Raw genomic sequence first — 18,246 nt, forward strand, 5'->3', positions numbered from 1 at the left:
GGTCAGGGGGGTGGTTGGGGGGTGGTCAGGGGGACCCGCCATTCCAGTGTCGTGCCGCCGGTCGCGGGGCTGGCCCAGTGCACTCGGCCGCCTAGTTCCGCCGCCCGCTCGGCCATGTTGCGCAGGCCGCCGCGGCGGCCTCCGGCGGGTATGCCCACGCCGTTGTCGGTCACCGTCAGCCGGAGTTCCCGGCCGTCGGTGGCGAGGGTCACGTCGGCCCGGTCGGCGTGCGCGTGCCGGGCGATGTTGGTGAGGGACTCGGCGAGCACGGCGACGACGTGGTCGGCGGCCTCCCTGGGCACGTCGGTGTCGAGCAGGCCCTCCATCCGCAGGCTGGGCGCGAAGCCCAGCACCGGCGCCGCCTCCCCCGCGACCCGGACCGCGCGGGCCCGCAGGCCGCTGCCGGCGCCACCCTCACGGGTACGCAGGCCGAAGATCGTCGACCGGATGATCTTGATGGTCTCGTCCAGGTCGTCCACCGCCCGCAGCACCCGTTCGGACGCCTCGGTGTGCTCGATGAAACGGCCGGCGCTCTGGAGGGTCATGCCGGTGGCGAAGAGCCGCTGGATGGCGAGGTCGTGCAGGTCGCGGGCGATGCGGTCGCGGTCCTGGAGCACGGCGATCTCCTGCGCGTCCCGGCGGCGCTCGGCCAGCTCCAGCGCGATGGAGGCCTGGGCGGCGAAACCCTGAAGGGTCTCCGTCTCCCGGCCGGTGAAGACCCTGCCGCCGATCTCCCGGGCCAGCAGCAGCACGCCCCGCACCCCCGTGTCCCCGGTGCCGATGGGGATGGCGACGGCGGGGCCCAGGCCCTGGAAGCGCGGCGGCTCGGGAGAGACCCGGTCGTCGTGGCCGACGTTCTCGCTGGACACCGGGGCACCGGCCGAGAAGGCCAGGCCCATCAGGGTCTTCTCCAGCGGCAGCACCAGGCCCCGGTGGTCGTCCGCGTCCATGCCGACGGCGATGTCCACGCTGAGCGAGGCGGCCTCCTCCATCGGGACCGCGACGGCGACCAGGGCCGCGCCCGTGATGGACCGGGCCTGCTCGGCGATCAGGGCCAGTGCCTCGGCGGGGTCGCCGCCGGACATCAGGCTGTGGGTGATCTCCACGTTGGCCCGCAGCCACCGCTCGCGCAGCCGTGACTCCTCGTACAGCCGGGCGTTGTCGATGGCCACACCGGCCGCCACCGCGAGCGTGGACGTCACCGACACGTCCTCCTCGTCGAACTGCGCGCCGCCCCGCTTCTCGGTCAGGTACAGGTTGCCGAAGACCCGGTCACCGACCCGGATCGGAACACCGAGGAAGGTGTTCATCGGCGGGTGGTTCGGCGGGAAGCCGTACGACGCCGGGTGCTCGGAGAGCTTCACCAGACGGAGCGGTGCGGGGTGCCGGATCAGTTCACCGAGGATGCCGTGGCCCTCCGGGAAGGGGCCGATCCGGGCGATCTCCTCGTCGCTGACGCCGACCGTGTGGAAGGCCGACAGCCGCCTGCCGTCGGGGCCGATCACGCCGAGCGCCGCGTACTCGGCGTCCACCAGCACCGCCGCCGCCTCCACGATGCGGCGCAGCGCCTGCTCCAGATCGAGTTCCCGGCCGACCGACAGCACCGCCTCCAGCAGGCTGCGCACCCGGTCGCGGGTGCCACGGGCGGCGTCCAGACGGGCCTGCAACTCGTCCAGGAGTTCGTCCAGCCTGAGTTGCGGCAGCCGTACCCGGGCCGACTCGGGGTCTTCCACCGTGATCCTCCAGATCCTGTCGAGTCGGACGCACCGGCAGGTCCGGTCAGGAGTCACGTTAGTGCCGGGGGGCGGGAGAGGACACCGGGAACCGGACAGCGCGGCTCAGGTTCGCAGGTCGGCTGCGTTCCGGGTGCGTCCGCCGGTCAGGGCCCGTCCGGTGACCAGGTCCGGCTCGATGCGCACGAAGACCTCGCGAGCCGCCGGGACCCATGAGCGGGGCCCCTCACGGACCAGCCGCGCGTGCTCGGCCGGATCGTGCACGACGGTCGCGGCGCCGGTGACGACCACGCTCCAGCCGGACCGGCTGTCCGCGTCCACCTCGTCGGCCTCGAAGGCCACCACGGACCCGTCGACGGCACGGGCCAGCTCGGAGGCGGCGGAGGTCCGCAGCAGCACGGCGCCGTCGCCGTCGAGACCGAAATTGACGGGCAGCACGGCGGGCAGCGCGTGCCGGGTGTGCACGATCCGGCCCACGGGCACCCCGGCGAGCAGACGCAGGCACTCGCCACGGTCCAGTTCACGGAATCCGTCATTGGCGTACATCGGCCGCCTCGTCTCTGGTCGTGCGGCGCCGCCGCCCCGGGGCACCACGTCCCTCCAGCTTCCGCCGCCGCTCGGAGCCGGGGCCAGGGGCCAACAGTCCCGGCCGCCCCGGAAAAGGACCTGGGGATGTGGCGCACGGGCACCGGTGCGGCGGCCCGGCGAGGACCGGGGCGGACCTCTGCACCCGCGGGCAGGCCCCGGGAAATAGGCAGGCCGCGAAGAGGGAGGCGGGTGGCGGCGGGAAAGGGGCGGCCCCCCGGAAGAGAGGCAGGCCACGTAGGGAGGGCGGGCCCCGGGAAATAGGCAGGCCGCGGAGAGGGGGACGGGTGGCGGGAAAGGGGCGCCCCCCAGGAAAGAGGCGGTCCACGGAGAGAGGGGGGACGCGGGAAAGGGGCGGGACGTGGGAAAGGGGCGGGGCACGGAGGTAGGGACCTTTGGCCCCTTGTGTTTCGGGTCCGGGGCCGAACGGCCCTTCCGTACCGTCCGCCGGATGGGCTTGCCTGGAGCCATGGGCGAGAACCACACCAGGTCCGGGCCGTACCACACGACCCGTACCGACGGCGGCGCCACCGTGGTGACCCTGCACGGCGACCTCGATCTCCTGGCGGTCCCGCTGCTGTCCGCGGCCCTGGACGAGGTGACGTCCGGCGCGGAGCCCGACGTGGTGTTCGACCTGAGCCCGGTGTCGTTCGTCGACTGTTCCGGCCTCGGCCTGCTGTGCCGGGCGCGCAACCGGGTCCGGGCGCGGATCGGCCGGCTGCGCCTGGTCACGCCGGACGGCGGCTTCCCCCGGCTGCTCCGCCGCACCGGCCTGGACGACGCCTTCGAGTTGTATCCCGACGTCCCCGGTGCGCTGGCCGACCGGGGCTGAGCGGGCCGCGGGAGCGGGAGGTCACCCGGTCCAGGTCCAGTTCGCGACCTCGGGCAGGTCGGTGCCGTGCTCGCGGATCCAGGCCTCGTGGCGGGTACGGGCGTCCGCCATCTGCTGGCGTACGGCGGCGGCGCGGACGGCGAGGCCGGGGACCCGGTCGATGACGTCCATGACGAGGCGGTAGCGGTCCAGGTCGTTGCGGACGACCATGTCGAACGGGGTGGTCGTGGTGCCGGACTCCTTGTAGCCGCGCACGTGCAGGTTCCGGTGGCCGGTGCGGCGGTAGGCGAGGCGGTGGATCAGCCAGGGGTAGCCGTGGTAGGCGAAGATCACCGGCTTGTCGGTGGTGAACAGGCCGTCGTACTCGAAGTCGGCCATCCCGTGCGGGTGTTCGTCCTTCGGGAGCAGCCGGGTCATGTCGACGACGTTGACCACGCGCACGGCCAGCTGCGGCAGATGCCGGCGCAGCAACTGGGCGGCGGCCAGCACCTCCTGGGTGGGCACGTCGCCGGCGCAGGCGAGGACGACGTCGGGTTCGCCGCCGTTCTCCGTACCGGCCCACTCCCAGATCCCGGCGCCGCGGGCGCAGTGCACGCGGGCCTGGTCCAGGGAGAGCCAGTCGAAGCAGGGCTGCTTGCCGGCCACGACGACGTTGACGTAGTCCCGGCTGCGCAGGACGTGGTCCGCCACCGACAGGAGGGTGTTGGCGTCCGGCGGCAGGTAGACGCGGACGACGTCCGGGCTCTTGTTGAGGACGTGGTCGACGAACCCGGGGTCCTGGTGCGAGAAGCCGTTGTGGTCCTGGCGCCAGACGTGCGAGGTGAGCAGGTAGTTGAGGGAGGCGATGGGAGCCCGCCAAGGCAACTGCCTGGACGTCTTGAGCCACTTGATGTGCTGGTTGACCATCGAGTCGACGATGTGCACGAACGCCTCGTAGCAGGAGAACAGTCCGTGCCGTCCGGTGAGGAGGTAGCCCTCCAGCCAGCCCTGGCAGAGGTGTTCGGAGAGGATCTCCATCACCCGGCCGTCGTGTTCGAGGTGTTCGTCGACCGGCAGCCGCTCGGCCTGCCAGGCCTTGCCGGTCACGTCGAAGACGGCCTGGAGCCGGTTGGAGGCGGTCTCGTCCGGGCCGACCAGCCGGAAGTCCCGCCGCGCGCCGGTGTCCTCCATGACCCGGGCGAGGAGGTCGCCCAGGACCCGGGTGGGTTCGTGCAGGGTGGTGCCCGGCTTCTCGACGGGGACGGCGAACTCGTCAAGGCCGGGGAGCGGCAGATCGCGGACGAGCAGGCCGCCGTTGGCGTACGGCGACGCGCCGAGGCGCTTCGCCCCGTCCGGGACGCAGGCCAGCACGTCGGCGACCGGCCGGCCGTCGGGGCCGAACAGTTCCTCCGGCCGGTAGGAGCGCAGCCAGGTCTCCAACTGCCTGAGATGCTCCGGGTTCTCCCGGACGCCGGCGAGCGGCACCTGGTGAGCGCGCCAGGTGCCCTCCACGGGCACGCCGTCGACCTCGGCGGGGCCGGTCCAGCCCTTGGGCGTGCGCAGCACGATCACCGGCCAGTGCACGCGCTCGGTGACGCCGTCCTCGCGGGCCGAGCGCTGCATGGCGGCGATGCGGTCCAGGGCGTCGTCCATCGCCGCGGCCATGGCCCGGTGCACCTGGTGCGGGTCGTCTCCCGTGACGTGGATCGGGTCGTGGCCGTAGCCGCGCAGCAGGGCGTCGAGTTCGGCCTCGGGCAGGCGGGACAGGACGGTCGGGTTGGCGATCTTGTAGCCGTTGAGATGGAGGATCGGCAGGACGGCGCCGTCGTGTGCCGGGTCGAGGAACTTGTTGGAGTGCCAGGAGGCGGCCAGCGGCCCGGTCTCCGCCTCGCCGTCACCGATCACACAGGCGACCAGCAGGCCGGGGTGGTCGAGGGCGGCGCCGTAGGCGTGGGCCAGGGAGTAGCCCAGCTCGCCGCCCTCGTGGATGGACCCGGGCGTCTCCGGGGCCACGTGACTGGGCACGCCGCCGGGGAAGGAGAACTGCCTGAACAGCCGTGCCATCCCCGCCGCGTCCCGCGGTACGTCGGGATAGGTGTCGCTGTAGCTGCCCTCCAGCCAGGAGTTCGCCAGCACGGACGGGCCGCCGTGGCCCGGTCCCCACACGCACAGCGCGTCGAGGCCGCGTGCCCTGATCACCCGGTTGAGGTGGGTGTACACCAGGTTCAGGCCGGGCGAGGTGCCCCAGTGGCCGAGCAGCCGCGGCTTGATGTGCTCCGGACGCAGCGGCTCGTCCAGCAACGGGTTGGCCATCAGGTAGATCTGCCCGGCGGCCAGGTAGTTGGCGGCCCGCCAGTGCGCGTCCAGCGTGCGCAGTTCCGTGTCGGACAGTACCGTGGCGTCCTGGTGTTCGACCTTGGACATGAGATGACTCCCGTGGTTGGGTCGTCGGGCGGTGGAGGCGGCATGGCCGGCAAGCAGGCGGCGGAGCTGCCGCGCAAGGCGTACGAGAAGGAACTGTTCCGGCTTCAAACGGAGTTGGTGAAGCTCCAGGAGTGGGTGCGGGCGACCGGGGCCCGGCTGGTGGTGGTCTTCGAGGGACGGGACGCGGCCGGCAAGGGCGGCACGATCAAGCGGGTGACCGAGCACCTCAACCCGCGCGTCGCCCGGATCGCGGCGCTGCCGAAGCCGACCGAGCGCGAGCGCACCCAGTGGTACTTCCAGCGGTACGTCGAGCAGCTGCCGGCCGCCGGGGAGATCGTGCTGTTCGACCGGTCCTGGTACAACCGGGCCGGAGTCGAGCACGTGATGGGCTTCTGCACCAAGGAGGAGTACCAGCTCTTCCTGCGGCACTGCCCGATCTTCGAGCGCATGCTGGTCGAGTCCGGGATCCTGCTGCGCAAGTACTGGTTCTCGGTGAGCGACACCGAGCAGCAGGACCGGTTCCGCAAGCGGCTGGAGGACCCGGTGCGGCGCTGGAAGCTCTCCCCGATGGACCTGGAGTCGATCACCCGCTGGGAGGCGTACTCCCGGGCCAAGGACGAGATGCTGGTGCACACCGACGTCTCCGACGCGCCCTGGTACATCGTGGAGAGCGACGACAAGCGGGCCGCCCGGCTGAACATGATCGCCCACCTGCTCTCGACGGTGCCGTACCACGACGTGCCGCCGCCGGTGCTGGAGCTGCCGGAGCGGCCCGCGTCGACCGGCTACGAGCGCCCGCCGCGCGATCTCCAGACCTACGTGCCGGACCACGCCGCCGGCCTGTGAGGCGGCCGAACCGCCGTCGGGCGAGCGGTAGGGCCCGGCGGTGCCGGTGCGCGGCATGGTCTTCACCTCCTGCTGAGGGGGCGGGGGCTTCGGGCGGCCGCCGGATCCGCGGGGATGCTGGTCCAGCCTCCTGTCCCGGCGTGCTCCGGCACAGGGGCCGGTGGTCCCGCCCCCGGGCCTTCCGGCCCATGCCGCCCGCGGACGGGCCGGCCGCGTACCCGGCAGGGGACCGTGCACGCGGCCGAACGGATCCGGCGGCAGGGCGTGTTGGCGGGGCACCGCGCGTCTGTCACGTGGCGAGCCCGCTCCGGTGGATGCTGGGAGATCACACGGCGGAAGGCGGCGCATGGCCCAGGGCGGGGACGGACGGCGGGGATGGCGCAGGCTCACACCCGGGCTCGCCACGCTGCTCGGTTACCGGCGTGGCTGGCTGAAGGGCGACCTGCTGGCCGGCATGACCGTGGCCGCGTACCTGGTGCCGCAGGTCATGGCGTACGGCGAGGTGGCCGGGCTGCAACCGGTCGCCGGGCTGTGGGCGATCCTGCCGGCGCTGCTCCTGTACCCGGTGTTCGGCTCCTCGCGGCTGCTGTCGGTCGGCCCGGAGTCCACCACCGCCCTGATGACGGCCACCGTGGTCGGCCCGCTCGCCGGCGGTGCCGCGGACCGGTACGCCGTACTGGCCGCGACGCTCGCCGCCACGGTCGGCCTGCTCTGCCTGGCCGCCCGGGCGGTACGCCTCGGATTCCTCGCCGACCTGCTGTCCCGTCCGGTCCTCATCGGTTACCTGACCGGCGTGGCCCTGATCATGATGGCGGACCAGCTGACCAAGGTCACCGGGGTCCCGACGACCGGAACCGAGTTCTTCCCGCAACTGTGGTCCTTCCTGACGCACCTGGCGGACGCGCATCCGCCCACCGTCGTCCTCGCCGCGCTGGCCCTGACCGTCCTCCTGCTCGTGGCCCGGTACTTCCGGGCCCTTCCCGGCCCGCTGCTGGTGGTCGCCCTGGGCACGGCGGCGGTGGTCGCGTTCGGTCTCGACGACCGCTACGGCATCAAGGTCATCGGAACCGTCCCCTCGGGCCTGCCCGGTCTCTCCGCACCGGACCTCGGCGAGATCCCCCGCCTGGTGCTGCCCGCGCTGGGCGTCCTCCTGGTCGCCTACACGGACTTCATCCTCACCGCGCGCGCCTTCACCGGGGCGGGCCCGGACGAGGAGGGCCCCGGCCTGGACGCCGACCAGGAGTTCCTGGCCCTGGGCGCGGCCAATCTCGGCGCGAGCGCCGTGCACGGGTTCCCGGTGAGCAGCAGCGCCAGCCGCACCGCCCTCGCCACCTCGGCGGGCGCCCGCAGCCAGCTGTACTCGCTGGTCGCCGGGGCGTTCGTGCTCGCGGTCCTGCTGCTGCTCAGCCCGCTGCTGACGCGCACGCCGTCCGCGGTCCTCGGCGCCCTCGTCGTCTACGCGGCGCTGCGCATGATCGACCTGGCCGGCTTCCGCCGGCTGGCCGCCTTCCGCCGCCGCGAACTGCTGCTGGCGCTCGGCTGCCTGGCCGGGGTCCTCGCCCTGGACATCCTCTACGGGGTGCTGGTCGCCGTCGGCCTCTCCGTCGCGGAGCTCCTCACCCGGGTGGCCCGCCCGCACGACGCGGTCGAGGGGCTGGTCCCCGGCCTGGCCGGCATGCACGACATCGACGACTACCCCACCGCCCGCACCGTCCCCGGCCTCCTCGTCTACCGCTACGACTCGCCCCTGTTCTTCGCCAACGCGGAGAACTTCCGGCGCCGGGCACTGGCCGCCGTCGACGACCAGACCGAGCCCGTCCGCTGGTTCGTGCTCAACACCGAGGCCAATGTGGAGGTCGACATCACCGCCCTCGACGCGGTCGACGAGCTCCGCCGTGCACTGGCCGACCGGGGCGTGGTGTTCGCCCTGGCCCGGGTCAAACAGGACCTCCTCGACGACCTGCGGGCCTACGGCCTCACCGACACGGTGGGCCCCGACCGCGTGTTCCCCACCCTGCCGACGGCGGTGGCCGCCTACCACGAGTGGGTGGCGGGGCGGAACTGACCGGCCACGGCGTCCGGAGGGGGTCACTGCTTCTCGGAGCGGACGATCACCACGGGGCAGTCGGCGTGCTGCGTCACGTGCGTGCTCACGGAACCCAGCAGGGCGCGGGCGAACCCGCCGCGGCCCCGGCTGCCGACGACCAGCACCTCGGCTCCCTCGGCGGCCCGCAACAGCACGTCCGCGGCGTTGCCGTGCACCAGATGCGTGGTGACGGACTCGGCTCCCTGGGCGCCGAGCACCTCCGTCAGCTCCTGCCGCATCCGGTCCCGGGCCTCCTCCTGGTCGACGTCCATGTCCACCGCGGGCCCCGACCAGCCGTACAGCCCCGGGAGCTCCCACACGGTCACCGCCTCGACCGCGCCGCCGACCAGGCCGGCGTAGCGCACCGCCCAGCGCAGCGCCCCGTACGAGGACGCCGACCCGTCGACACCGACCACGACCCTCGGCGCGGCGACTTCCCTGTCCATCGGACCCACCTCTCCCACGGCGCGCGCGCCGCCCGGCCAGCCCCCTCACTCCCACGCTGAGCGATACGGCGGCGCGCCGCCAGAGATACGCCCCCGGCAGGGTCAGCGGACGATGCGGTGGTGCCGTCCGCCGTGGCGCAGGCGCAGCACGCCGTAGACCAGGTCGGCGACCAGGACGACGGCGCCGATGACGAACAGGTAGAACAGTCCGTGGGCGGTGAAGCCGACGATGCCCAGGATCAGGGCCACGAGGATCAGGAGCAGGAAGAGGGACATCGGATCTCCTGTCGCATCGGTCCGGTCAGCGCCGGGCGAGTCGCCGCTCGCCGCCGGCGCCGGGGGTGTAGTCGAGCTCGTAGTGCGCGAAGACCGACGGTTCCCGGACCGCCGGGAGCTCGCCGTCCGTGTCGATCGCGGGGGCCTTCTTGACCACTCCCCGGTCGTAGGCGACCTTCAGGTAGCCGGGACCCACGGTGGCCTTCACCAGGGGGACGAACGCCAGCCGGCGGCGGGTGGGCAGCCCGACGGTGACGGTGGCGTAGAGGGGTTCGTCGGTCGCGGTGTCGACGTAGACCGCCTCGAGGACGCCGATCTTGTGACCGGCGGGGTCCACGACGTCGTGGCCGCGCCATTCCCGGATGTCTCCTGCTTCGAACATCGCCCACCTCCGGTGGTGCGGGTACCCCCGGAGCAGGCAGGTAGACGCGCCGTGCGGACCCGGGTCAGGGCACCACGCGGATGCCGACGATGCAGGTGTCGTCGTCGGTGTCGGACCTGCTGTGGGTCAGCAGGCGGTCCAGCCGTTGTTCGAGGGTCCGGGGAATGGTGCGAGCGGCGGTGAGCAGCTGTGCCAGGGACTCCTCCACGGACCTGTCACGGCGTTCGATCAGGCCGTCCGTGTACATCAGCAGGGTGTCGTCGACGGCGAGCTGCACCTCGTGCTCCTGGTAGGCGGCCTCGGGCACGGCGCCCAGCAGCAGGCCCTGGACGAGCGGCAGCGGTTCCGCCTCGGCGCCGCGGACCAGGACGGGCGGCAGATGGCCGGCCCGGGCCCAGCGCAGGGTGTGGCGGTCGGGGTCGTACAGACCGCATACGGCGGTGGCGGTGACGGAGCCGGTCAGGTGGTGCGTCACCATGTTCAGCCAGGACAGCAGCTGTGCCGGGCCCGCGCCGGTCACGGCGAGGCCGCGCAGGGCGTTGCGCAGGACGACCATGCTGGTGGCGGCCTCGATGCCGTGTCCGGCGACGTCGCCGACGCACAGCAGCACCATCCGGGACGGCAGCACGACCGCGTCGTACCAGTCGCCGCCGACCAGGTTCTGGGTCTCCGCGGGCCGGTAGCGCACCGCCAGGTCCAGGCCGGGGACCGCCAGCGGGGCCTGCGCGGGCGGCATGATGGCGTGCTGGAGCTGGAGGGTGAGCCGGTTGCGTTCGCTGGCCTGCTGCTCGGTGTGGGCCAGCTGGTCGCGGGTGGCGGCCAGGGCCACCTCGGTCCAGTGGTGGGCGGAGATGTCCTGGTAGGCGCCGCGTACGACGTACGGCTCGCCGCCGGAGTCGAGGACCGGTTCGGCGACCACCCGGATGTGGCGGGTGACCCCGTCGGGCCGCTGGAGGCGGAACGAGGTGGACGCGGGGCGGCGGCTGTGCAGCAGGGTGCGCAGGAACCGGCCGATGGCGACGGCGTCGTCGGGGTGGGCGTGGGCGGTCAGGTCCTCCAGCGGCACGGGGGCGGCGGAGGAGGGCCGGCCGTAGAGGTCGAAGAGCTGGCCGTTCCAGGTGATCTCGCCGGTGAGCAGGTTCTCCTCGAAGCCGCCGATCCGGCCCAGCCGCTGGGCGTGCTTGAGCAGACTGGCCAGCCGGGCGGTCTCGTCCTCGATGCGCCAGATGAGCAGGACGCTGCCGCCGTGCCGGCTGATGTTGAAGTCGGCGACCGCGGACAGCGGGACGTCGTCGACCAGGGCGGTGAGGCGCATGCGGTGGGCGCGGTAGGGCTCGCCGGTGGCGAAGACCCGCTCGATCCGGTCGAAGAGCTCGCTGTGGCCGGCGACCATCGGGTAGGCCTCCAGGAGCAGGGCGTCGTTGATGACGCTCCGGGGCCGGCCGGCGGGGTCCAGGAAACGGCTGTTCACGTGGTGGATCCGGAAGTCGACGAGGTTGCCGTCGGCGTCCAGGTGCGGCACCAGCACCAGGGCCGGGTCGTGCAGTCCCTCGGCGAGGTCCATCAGTTCGGTGACGTCCGGCGTCGCGCGCGGACCGGCGTCGCCGTCGAGGTGGCCCGGGGCGGACGTCTCCAGGGTGTGTCCGCACAGGTCGGCCAGCGCCTCGACCTGCCGGACGATCGGCGGGGCGGGGGTGTGCAGCGGGGCCGGCCAGGCGATCTCCAGCACGCCGTGGATACGACCGCCGGTCCCGGCCGGTACGGCGGCCCGGCCGCCGTCGGGGTTCTGGTGCTGGCCGATGGAGGGCAGCCCGGTCTCGGCCAGGCTGTGGATCCAGTGGCCCTCGCGCTCGGTCAGGCCCCGGCGGGCCACGGTCGCCACGCCGGGCGGGACGTGCCGCCAGCGGCCGGCCTCGGCGGCGGAGAACCCGGCGTGGCCCGCCAGGGTGAGCGAGCCGTCGGTGCCCAGGGCCCAGATCGCGACGGCCTCGGCGCCCAGCGGGGCCAGGGCGTGTTCCAGCAGGGCGTCGGCCACGGCCTGGGTGTCGTGGGCGGCCAGCGCGCCGCTCTCGGCGGCCCGCAGCCGTACGCTCGCCGCGCCGGAGGTCTCGGTGGGGGCCGCGGTGACCGTGAGGAAGTCGGCGGCGACCTCCGAGAGCCGGTCCCGTGCGGCCTGGTTGATGACGTCGACGGCGAACTCCAGGGGGGTCACCCCGGCCTGCCCGGCGAGTTCGGCCAGCTGCCGGGCGGCCTGCGCCGGGCCGCACCCGAGCCGTTCCACGAGGATGCCCTTGGCCATCTCGATCAGCGCACGGCCGTCCGCCTCGACGTGCGCGGCCCGCACCTCACGCCGCAGCCGCTCCACGGTCGCCGCAAGCCGGCCGACGGGCGACCGCTCCCCGCCCCCGTCCGGTCCGGCGACCCGGACCTCGCCGGCACCGCCGACGGCGACGGACGGCTCATCGTCCGCCGGGGCGAGAACGTCCGCCGAGGCCGGACCCGCAGCCGGAGCGAGACCGTCCGGCGAGCCCGGACCCCCGGCCGACGCGGGGTCCTCCCCGTTCGCCGGTACCAGGCCGGTCCTCGGGCCGGCCGGGTCCGCGGAGGGGTGAGCGTCCGCCGGGGCGGGGGCTCCCGTCGTGGGACGGTCGCCCGCCGGGGTGCCGGGGTTCCGGGGTTCGGGCGGTTGACGGAGATCGCTCACGGTGTGTCTGTTCCTCCGCTGGTGCGTACGTCACGCGGGCTGCTGGTGGACGCGGTGGCTCGGGGCTCCGCTCACACGGACAGCCATCGTCGGACCCGGGCGATGAGATCGCCGGTGTCGACGGGTTTGGTGACGTAGTCGTTGGCGCCGGACGCGAGGCTCTTCTCCTGGTCGCCCGGCATCGCCTTCGCGGTGACGGCGATGATGGGCAGCTCCGCGTACTGGTCCATGGTCCGGATCTCCGCGGTGGCGGCGTAGCCGTCCATCTCCGGCATCATCACGTCCATCAGGACCAGGCAGATGTCGGGGTGGGCGAGCAGCATCTCGATGCCCTTGCGGCCGTTGTCGGCGTGCAGGACCTGGAAGCCGTGCAGTTCCAGCACCCCGCTGAGGGCGAAGAGGTTGCGCGCGTCATCGTCGACCACCAGGACCGTCCGGCCGAGGAAGGCGTCGTCCACGATCTGCGCGGCCGGCCGGTGCGGCTCCTCCGCGCGGACCAGGGACAGCACGTCGCCGGGCTGTTCGGCGGACAGGTGCAGGGTGATGCGCTCACGCAGTTCGTCGAGGCTGGACAGGAAGTCCAGCTGCCGGCCCCCGGCGAGGGCGCGCAGCGCCTGCTCCTGCGCCAGTTCCATCCGGTGCCCGGTGTGGATCAGGACGGGCACGCTGGCCAGCGCGGAGTCGCCGCGCATGGCCTCCAGGAAGTCCGCGCCCTCCTTGCCGGGCATGCCCAGTTCCAGCACCACGCAGTGGCAGGGCTCGGCGGCGAGCGTGCTCGCGGCCTCCTGGGCGCCGACGGCGGTGATGAGGTCGATCGCTCCGTGCGGGTCACCGGGTTCCTGCGCGAGGTCTCCGACCGCCCGCTCGGCGACCAGGGTGAGCAGGCCGCGCGGCCGCTCCTCGATCACCAGCAGCCGTCGCCTGCGGTGCTCGGACGCCGGTGCGGGGGCGGGGGCGGGCAGTTCGAGGGGTTCCGGGGCGTCGCCGGAGGTGAGGGCCGTCTGCGGCTGCTCCGCCGGCCGGGCGCCGTTCTCCAGCAGTTCCTCGAAGTCCGCGCGTGCGACGGGCAGGTACAGCGTGAAGGTGCTGCCCTGTCCGGGGGTGCTGTCGACGGTCACGGCGCCGCCGAGCAGATGGGCGATCTCCCGCGTGATGGACAGGCCCAGGCCGGTGCCCCCGTACTTGCGGCTGGTGGTGCCGTCGGCCTGCTGGAACGCGCCGAAGATCGTCTCCAGCTGCTGGTGCGGGATGCCGATGCCGGTGTCGACGACCCGGAAGGCCACCACCGGTCCGCCGCGCAGGACCCCCGGCGGGACCTCCCGGTCGGCGGCCGGTTCGATCAGCAGCTGGACACCGCCCTCCTCGGTGAACTTGACCGCGTTGGAGAGCAGGTTGCGCAGGATCTGGCGCAGCCGGGAGTCGTCGGTGAGCAGGTCGGCCGGCGTGCCCGCGGCGGTGGCCACCCTGAACTCCAGGCTCTTCTGGGTGGTCATCGGCCGGAACGTGGCCTCGACGTACTCCAGCAGCTGGCGCAGCGGGACCCGTTCGGGCGCGACGTCCATCTTGCCCGCCTCGACCTTGGACAGGTCGAGGATGTCGTTGATCAGCTGGAGCAGGTCCGAGCCCGCCGAGTGGATGATGCCCGCGTACTCGACCTGCTTCGGGGTGAGGTTTCGCGAGGGGTTCTGCGCGAGCAACTGGGCCAGGATCAGCAGGCTGTTGAGCGGCGTGCGCAGCTCGTGGCTCATGTTGGCCAGGAACTCCGACTTGTACTTGGAGGCCAGCGCCAACTGCTGTGCGCGGGTCTCCAGTTCCTGCCTGGCCTGCTCGATCTGGAGGTTCTTCGCCTCGATGTCGCGGTTCTGCGAGGCCAGCAGTGAGGCCTTCTCCTCCAGCTCCGCGTTTGAGCGTTGCAGTTCGTCCTGCTGTACCTGCAACTCCTCGGACCTGGCCTGGAGTTCGGAGGTCAGCCGCTGGGACTCCTCGAGGAGTTCGTCGGTGCGGGCGTTGGCCACGATGGTGTTGAGGTTGACGCCGATGGTCGGCATCAGCTGGCTCAGGAAGTCCTGGTGGATCTGGGTGAAGCCGGTCAGCGAAGCCAGTTCGATGACGCCGAGCACCTGCTCCTCGACCACGATGGGCAGCACCACCAGGGCCCTGGGCACGGCCTGTCCGAGGCCGGAGGAGACGGTCACGTACCCGTCGGGCAGGTCCTCCACGGTGATGGGCCGCCGGTTGCGCGCGACCTGCCCGACGAGGGAGCGTCCGACCGGGATCCGGGAGGGCCGGTCCGCGTCGTCCGGGTAGCCGTACGACCCGACCAGCCGCAGTTCGTGACCGCGCGCGGTGTCCTCCGCGAGGTAGAACGCGCCGTACTGGGCCGCCGCCAGCGGGGTGAGCTCGTCCATGATCAGCTCGGCCACGACGGGCAGGTCGCGGTGGCCCTGCATCAGGCCGGAGATACGGGCGAGGTTGGTCTTGAGCCAGTCCTGTTCCTGGTTGGCCCGGGTGGTCTCGCGCAGCGACCCCACCATGGAGTTGATGTTGTCCTTCAGCTCGGCGACCTCGCCGGAGGCCTCCACGGTGATCGAGCGGGTCAGGTCGCCCTCGGCGACGGCGCTGGCCACCTCGGCGATCGCACGGACCTGCCGGGTGAGGTTCCCGGCGAGCTCGTTGACGTTCTCCGTCAGCCGCTTCCAGGTGCCGTCGACGCCCTCCACCTCGGCCTGCCCGCCGAGCCGGCCCTCGCTGCCCACCTCACGGGCGACCCGGGTGACCTCGGCGGCGAACCAGGACAGCTGGTCGACCATCGTGTTGATGGTGGTCTTGAGCTCAAGGATCTCGCCGCGGGCGTCGACGTCGATCTTCTTCGACAGGTCGCCGTTGGCCACCGCGGTCGTCACCAGGGCGATGTTGCGGACCTGCCCGGTGAGGTTGTTGGCCATGGAGTTGACGTTGTCCGTCAGGTCCTTCCAGGTCCCCGCCACGTTCGGCACGTGTGCCTGGCCGCCGAGGCGTCCTTCGGTGCCGACCTCGCGGGCGACCCGGGTGACCTCGTCGGCGAACGCGGACAGGGTGTCGACCATGGTGTTGATGACGTCCGCGAGCGCGGCGACCTCGCCCTTGGCCTCGACCGTGATCTTCTGCGACAGGTCGCCGCGGGCGACGGCCGTGGCGACCTGGGCGATGGAGCGGACCTGACCGGTCAGGTTGGACGCCATCACGTTGACGTTGTCCGTGAGGTCCTTCCAGGTTCCCGACACGCCCCGGGCGATGGCCTGGCCGCCGAGGTTGCCCTCGGTGCCGACCTCGCGGGCGACGCGGGTGACCTCGTCGGCGAACGCCGACAACTGGTCCACCATCGTGTTGATGGTGTTCTTCAGCTCCAGGATCTCGCCCCGCGCGTCCACCGTGATCTTCTGCGACAGGTCGCCCTGCGCCACCGCGGTCGCCACCTGGGCGACGTTGCGGACCTGCGCGGTGAGGTTGCCCGCCATGAAGTTGACGGAGTCGGTGAGGTCGCGCCAGGTGCCCTTGACGCCCTTGACGTCGGCCTGGCCCCCGAGGCGCCCCTCGGTGCCGACCTCGCGGGCGACGCGGGTGACCTCGTCGGCGAACGCCGACAACTGGTCCACCATCGTGTTGATGGTGTTCTTCAGCTCCAGGATCTCGCCCCGCGCGTCCACCGTGATCTTCTGCGACAGGTCGCCCTGCGCCACGGCGGTCGTCACCTGGGCCACGTTGCGGACCTGGGAGGTGAGGTTTCCCGCCATGAAATTGACCGAATCGGTCAGGTCGCGCCAGACCCCGCCGACGCCGGGCACCTGTGCCTGGCCGCCGAGCCGTCCCTCGCTGCCCACCTCGCGGGCGACCCGGGTGACCTCGTCGGCGAACGCGGACAGCTGGTCGACCATCGTGTTGACGGTCTCCTTCAGCTGAAGGATCTCGCCGCGGGCCGGCACGTCGATCTTCTGCGAGAGATCGCCCCTGGCCACCGCGGTCGCGACCTGGGCGATGTCGCGGACCTGGGTGGTCAGGTTGCCCGCCATGGCGTTGACCGAGTCGGTCAGATCGGCCCAGGTGCCGGAGACCCCGGGCACCTCCGCCTGGCCGCCCAGCGTGCCCTCGGTGCCCACCTCGCGGGCCACCCGGGTCACTTCCGACGTGAAGACGGACAGCTGGTCGACCATGCCGTTGAAGACCGTGGCGATGTCACCCAGCAGCCCCTGGCCGTCGGCCGGCAGGCGGGTGCCGAAGTCACCGTCGCGTACGGCCGTCAGCCCGGCCAACAGCTGCCGCAGCTCCTGCTCGCCAGGACCCTGTTCCTGGGCGCCCGCCTTCGTGCCGCTCATGCACACCCTCGTTCCACTCCCCAGGAGTCCCCACCCCGAGGACTCGGAACCACACCAGGGCCGCAAGCCCCACCCCACCAGCGGAGATTCCGTGTTCGACGGCTCCGGCCGATGGGAAAGCGGTCGCAGATTAACGCAAGGAACAGTCCGCGGCCAAAGCCCGCGGGAGCATCACGACCGGCCGGAAAAAGAGGGTGAGCAAGTCGGCATGGGGGCACCGGAGCGGGGTACCCGGACCGATTTCCCGGACGCGCTCGTCACGCCGTGACGGCGTCCTCGACGGTCGGGTGACAGCTGACGAGGGCGTCGAGTCCCACCATCTGCACGATGCGCAGCGCGGGGCCCCGGGCCCCGGCGATGCGCAGCCAGCCCTCGGCGGCCCGGGTCGTCTGGTAGGCGGTGACCAGGGTGTTGATCCCGCTGGAGTCCATGAACGTGACGCTGCTCAGATCGATGACGATCCGCACCCCGGCGCTGGGGTCGGCCGGGGGCATCGCCCCGGCCAGGGCGCCCGCGCTCTCGTAGTCGACCTCACCGCTGAGGGTGAGCACGGTGATGCCGTCGGTGTCGGCGCGGGTCACGGACAGCCGGCCCCGACTCGTTGCTTCCTGGTTGTCTGTCACCTGCGACCTGCACATCCTCGGTCCGGCTGGGTTTCTCCGTAGCCAACGCTGCCCCGCGAAGCCGAATGTGATGCGCGAGACGGCCCGGTTTTCTCGCCGACCGGGAGTAGTGCCGCGCATCACCGGGTAAACGCGCGCCCATGAACGGGGTATTGCAGAACGCCGGCAGGGAGCCTGTCCTGTTCGAGGAGTGTTCCCGGATGCCGCAAGCCACACCTGACGATGTCACCTTCGCGCTGGACGGAGCGGACGGCTGCATCGCCGGCGCCCGCCACCGGACGTCCGAGTTCCTGGCGCAGGCCCGGTCCGCGCACGGAGTGCCGGTGCCGGCCCGCGCCGTGGACCTGGCGCAACTGGTGGTCAGCGAGCTGGTCACCAACGCCCTCAAGTACGCGCCCGGTCCGGTGCTGCTGCGGCTGGGCATCGCCGACGGCGCGCTGGAGATCGAGGTGTGGGACAGCGATCCGACGCTGCCGCTGGCCCGTGCCGCCGACACCGGACGGGTCGGCCAGCACGGTCTGGAGATCGTGCTGGCGGTGGTGCGGGGCTTCGAGGCGCGCCGGGAGCCGGTCGGCAAGCGCATCACCGCCCGGCTCGACCTCTTCGACGAGGTGCTGCCCGGCCTCGGCCGCCCGGACGGCCGGCCGGGGCTCCGTTCCCAGGGGGAGTGAACGGCAGGCGCCGGGGCACACGGGGCGGTGTACGACCCACGTGACACGTGATGACGCAGGAGGCTTGCGATGCTCATGGCCCACCCCGCCGTGCTGATGAACCTGATCGAGCAGTACGAGACGCTGCGGGTCCTGAACGCCGACGACGGGTCCGAAGAGGTCCGCAACCGGATGGCCGACATCGCCTACACGCTGTGCGTGGCCACCGGCACCAGTGACATCGACGCGGCTCTCGTCGCAGCCCGGCACCGGCTGCCCGGTGCCCGCACGGAGGACGAATCCCTGCTCTCGGCCTGACCGGACGGCG

The 18,246-nt window shown here is 72.4% G+C and carries 14 protein-coding genes; 5 read left to right on the top strand and 9 right to left on the bottom strand.

Features of this window, described 5'->3' with window-relative positions:
* Positions 1 to 2: 2 nt before the first annotated feature.
* Together AAW13_RS06925 and AAW13_RS06930 are read right to left on the bottom strand one after the other, a co-directional pair.
* Positions 3 to 1,733 carry a sensor histidine kinase gene (locus tag AAW13_RS06925; protein WP_046734552.1) on the bottom strand — a complete coding sequence of 577 codons (1,731 nt, stop codon included), beginning with the start codon at positions 1,731 to 1,733 and terminating at the stop codon, positions 3 to 5.
* Positions 1,734 to 1,838: 105 nt separating this feature from the next.
* Positions 1,839 to 2,279: a pyridoxamine 5'-phosphate oxidase family protein gene (locus tag AAW13_RS06930; protein WP_046734551.1), complete on the bottom strand. Its 441-nt coding sequence runs from the start codon at positions 2,277 to 2,279 to the stop codon at positions 1,839 to 1,841.
* 490 nt (positions 2,280 to 2,769) lie between these two features.
* Between AAW13_RS06930 and AAW13_RS06935 the strand changes: the two genes are divergently transcribed.
* A complete protein-coding gene (locus AAW13_RS06935; RefSeq protein WP_240528548.1) occupies positions 2,770 to 3,150 on the top strand; it encodes an STAS domain-containing protein in 381 nt (126 codons plus the stop codon).
* A gap of 21 nt (positions 3,151 to 3,171) precedes the next feature.
* Here the strand turns inward: AAW13_RS06935 and AAW13_RS06940 are convergent, their stop codons facing one another.
* Positions 3,172 to 5,553: a phosphoketolase family protein gene (locus AAW13_RS06940; protein ID WP_046734549.1), complete on the bottom strand. Its 2,382-nt coding sequence runs from the start codon at positions 5,551 to 5,553 to the stop codon at positions 3,172 to 3,174.
* Positions 5,554 to 5,595: 42 nt separating this feature from the next.
* On the opposite strand from AAW13_RS06940, the gene ppk2 reads away from it, so the two are divergent.
* Entirely contained in the window at positions 5,596 to 6,399 is an 804-nt protein-coding gene (gene ppk2 / locus AAW13_RS06945) for a polyphosphate kinase 2 (RefSeq protein ID WP_046734548.1), read from the top strand.
* Between the two features lie 346 nt (positions 6,400 to 6,745).
* A complete protein-coding gene (locus AAW13_RS06950; RefSeq protein WP_046734547.1) occupies positions 6,746 to 8,464 on the top strand; it encodes a SulP family inorganic anion transporter in 1,719 nt (572 codons plus the stop codon).
* A gap of 23 nt (positions 8,465 to 8,487) precedes the next feature.
* Here the strand turns inward: AAW13_RS06950 and AAW13_RS06955 are convergent, their stop codons facing one another.
* From AAW13_RS06955 to AAW13_RS06975, 6 genes are all read right to left on the bottom strand, one after another.
* Positions 8,488 to 8,931 (bottom strand): universal stress protein, encoded by a 444-nt coding sequence (locus AAW13_RS06955; RefSeq protein WP_046734546.1) that lies wholly within the window; start codon positions 8,929 to 8,931, stop codon positions 8,488 to 8,490.
* Positions 8,932 to 9,033: 102 nt separating this feature from the next.
* Positions 9,034 to 9,207, bottom strand: a complete 174-nt coding sequence (locus tag AAW13_RS45780) for a hypothetical protein (RefSeq protein WP_167391685.1) — start codon at positions 9,205 to 9,207, stop codon at positions 9,034 to 9,036.
* Between the two features lie 25 nt (positions 9,208 to 9,232).
* Positions 9,233 to 9,589 (bottom strand): PRC-barrel domain-containing protein, encoded by a 357-nt coding sequence (locus tag AAW13_RS06960; RefSeq protein ID WP_046734545.1) that lies wholly within the window; start codon positions 9,587 to 9,589, stop codon positions 9,233 to 9,235.
* Between the two features lie 64 nt (positions 9,590 to 9,653).
* Positions 9,654 to 12,293 (bottom strand): SpoIIE family protein phosphatase, encoded by a 2,640-nt coding sequence (locus tag AAW13_RS06965; protein ID WP_240528549.1) that lies wholly within the window; start codon positions 12,291 to 12,293, stop codon positions 9,654 to 9,656.
* 71 nt (positions 12,294 to 12,364) lie between these two features.
* Positions 12,365 to 16,645 carry a HAMP domain-containing protein gene (locus AAW13_RS06970; protein ID WP_046734544.1) on the bottom strand — a complete coding sequence of 1,427 codons (4,281 nt, stop codon included), beginning with the start codon at positions 16,643 to 16,645 and terminating at the stop codon, positions 12,365 to 12,367.
* Positions 16,646 to 16,902: 257 nt separating this feature from the next.
* On the bottom strand, positions 16,903 to 17,268 hold the full coding sequence (locus tag AAW13_RS06975) for an STAS domain-containing protein (RefSeq protein ID WP_063777119.1): 366 nt from the start codon (positions 17,266 to 17,268) through the stop codon (positions 16,903 to 16,905).
* A gap of 200 nt (positions 17,269 to 17,468) precedes the next feature.
* On the opposite strand from AAW13_RS06975, the gene AAW13_RS06980 reads away from it, so the two are divergent.
* Together AAW13_RS06980 and AAW13_RS06985 are read left to right on the top strand one after the other, a co-directional pair.
* Positions 17,469 to 17,939 (top strand): ATP-binding protein, encoded by a 471-nt coding sequence (locus tag AAW13_RS06980; RefSeq protein ID WP_046734558.1) that lies wholly within the window; start codon positions 17,469 to 17,471, stop codon positions 17,937 to 17,939.
* Positions 17,940 to 18,008: 69 nt separating this feature from the next.
* Positions 18,009 to 18,236 (top strand): DUF5133 domain-containing protein, encoded by a 228-nt coding sequence (locus tag AAW13_RS06985; protein ID WP_046734542.1) that lies wholly within the window; start codon positions 18,009 to 18,011, stop codon positions 18,234 to 18,236.
* The last annotated feature ends 10 nt before the right edge of the window (positions 18,237 to 18,246 follow it).

Source organism: Streptomyces humi, assembly GCF_001005085.2.
GTDB lineage: Bacteria > Actinomycetota > Actinomycetes > Streptomycetales > Streptomycetaceae > Streptomyces > Streptomyces humi.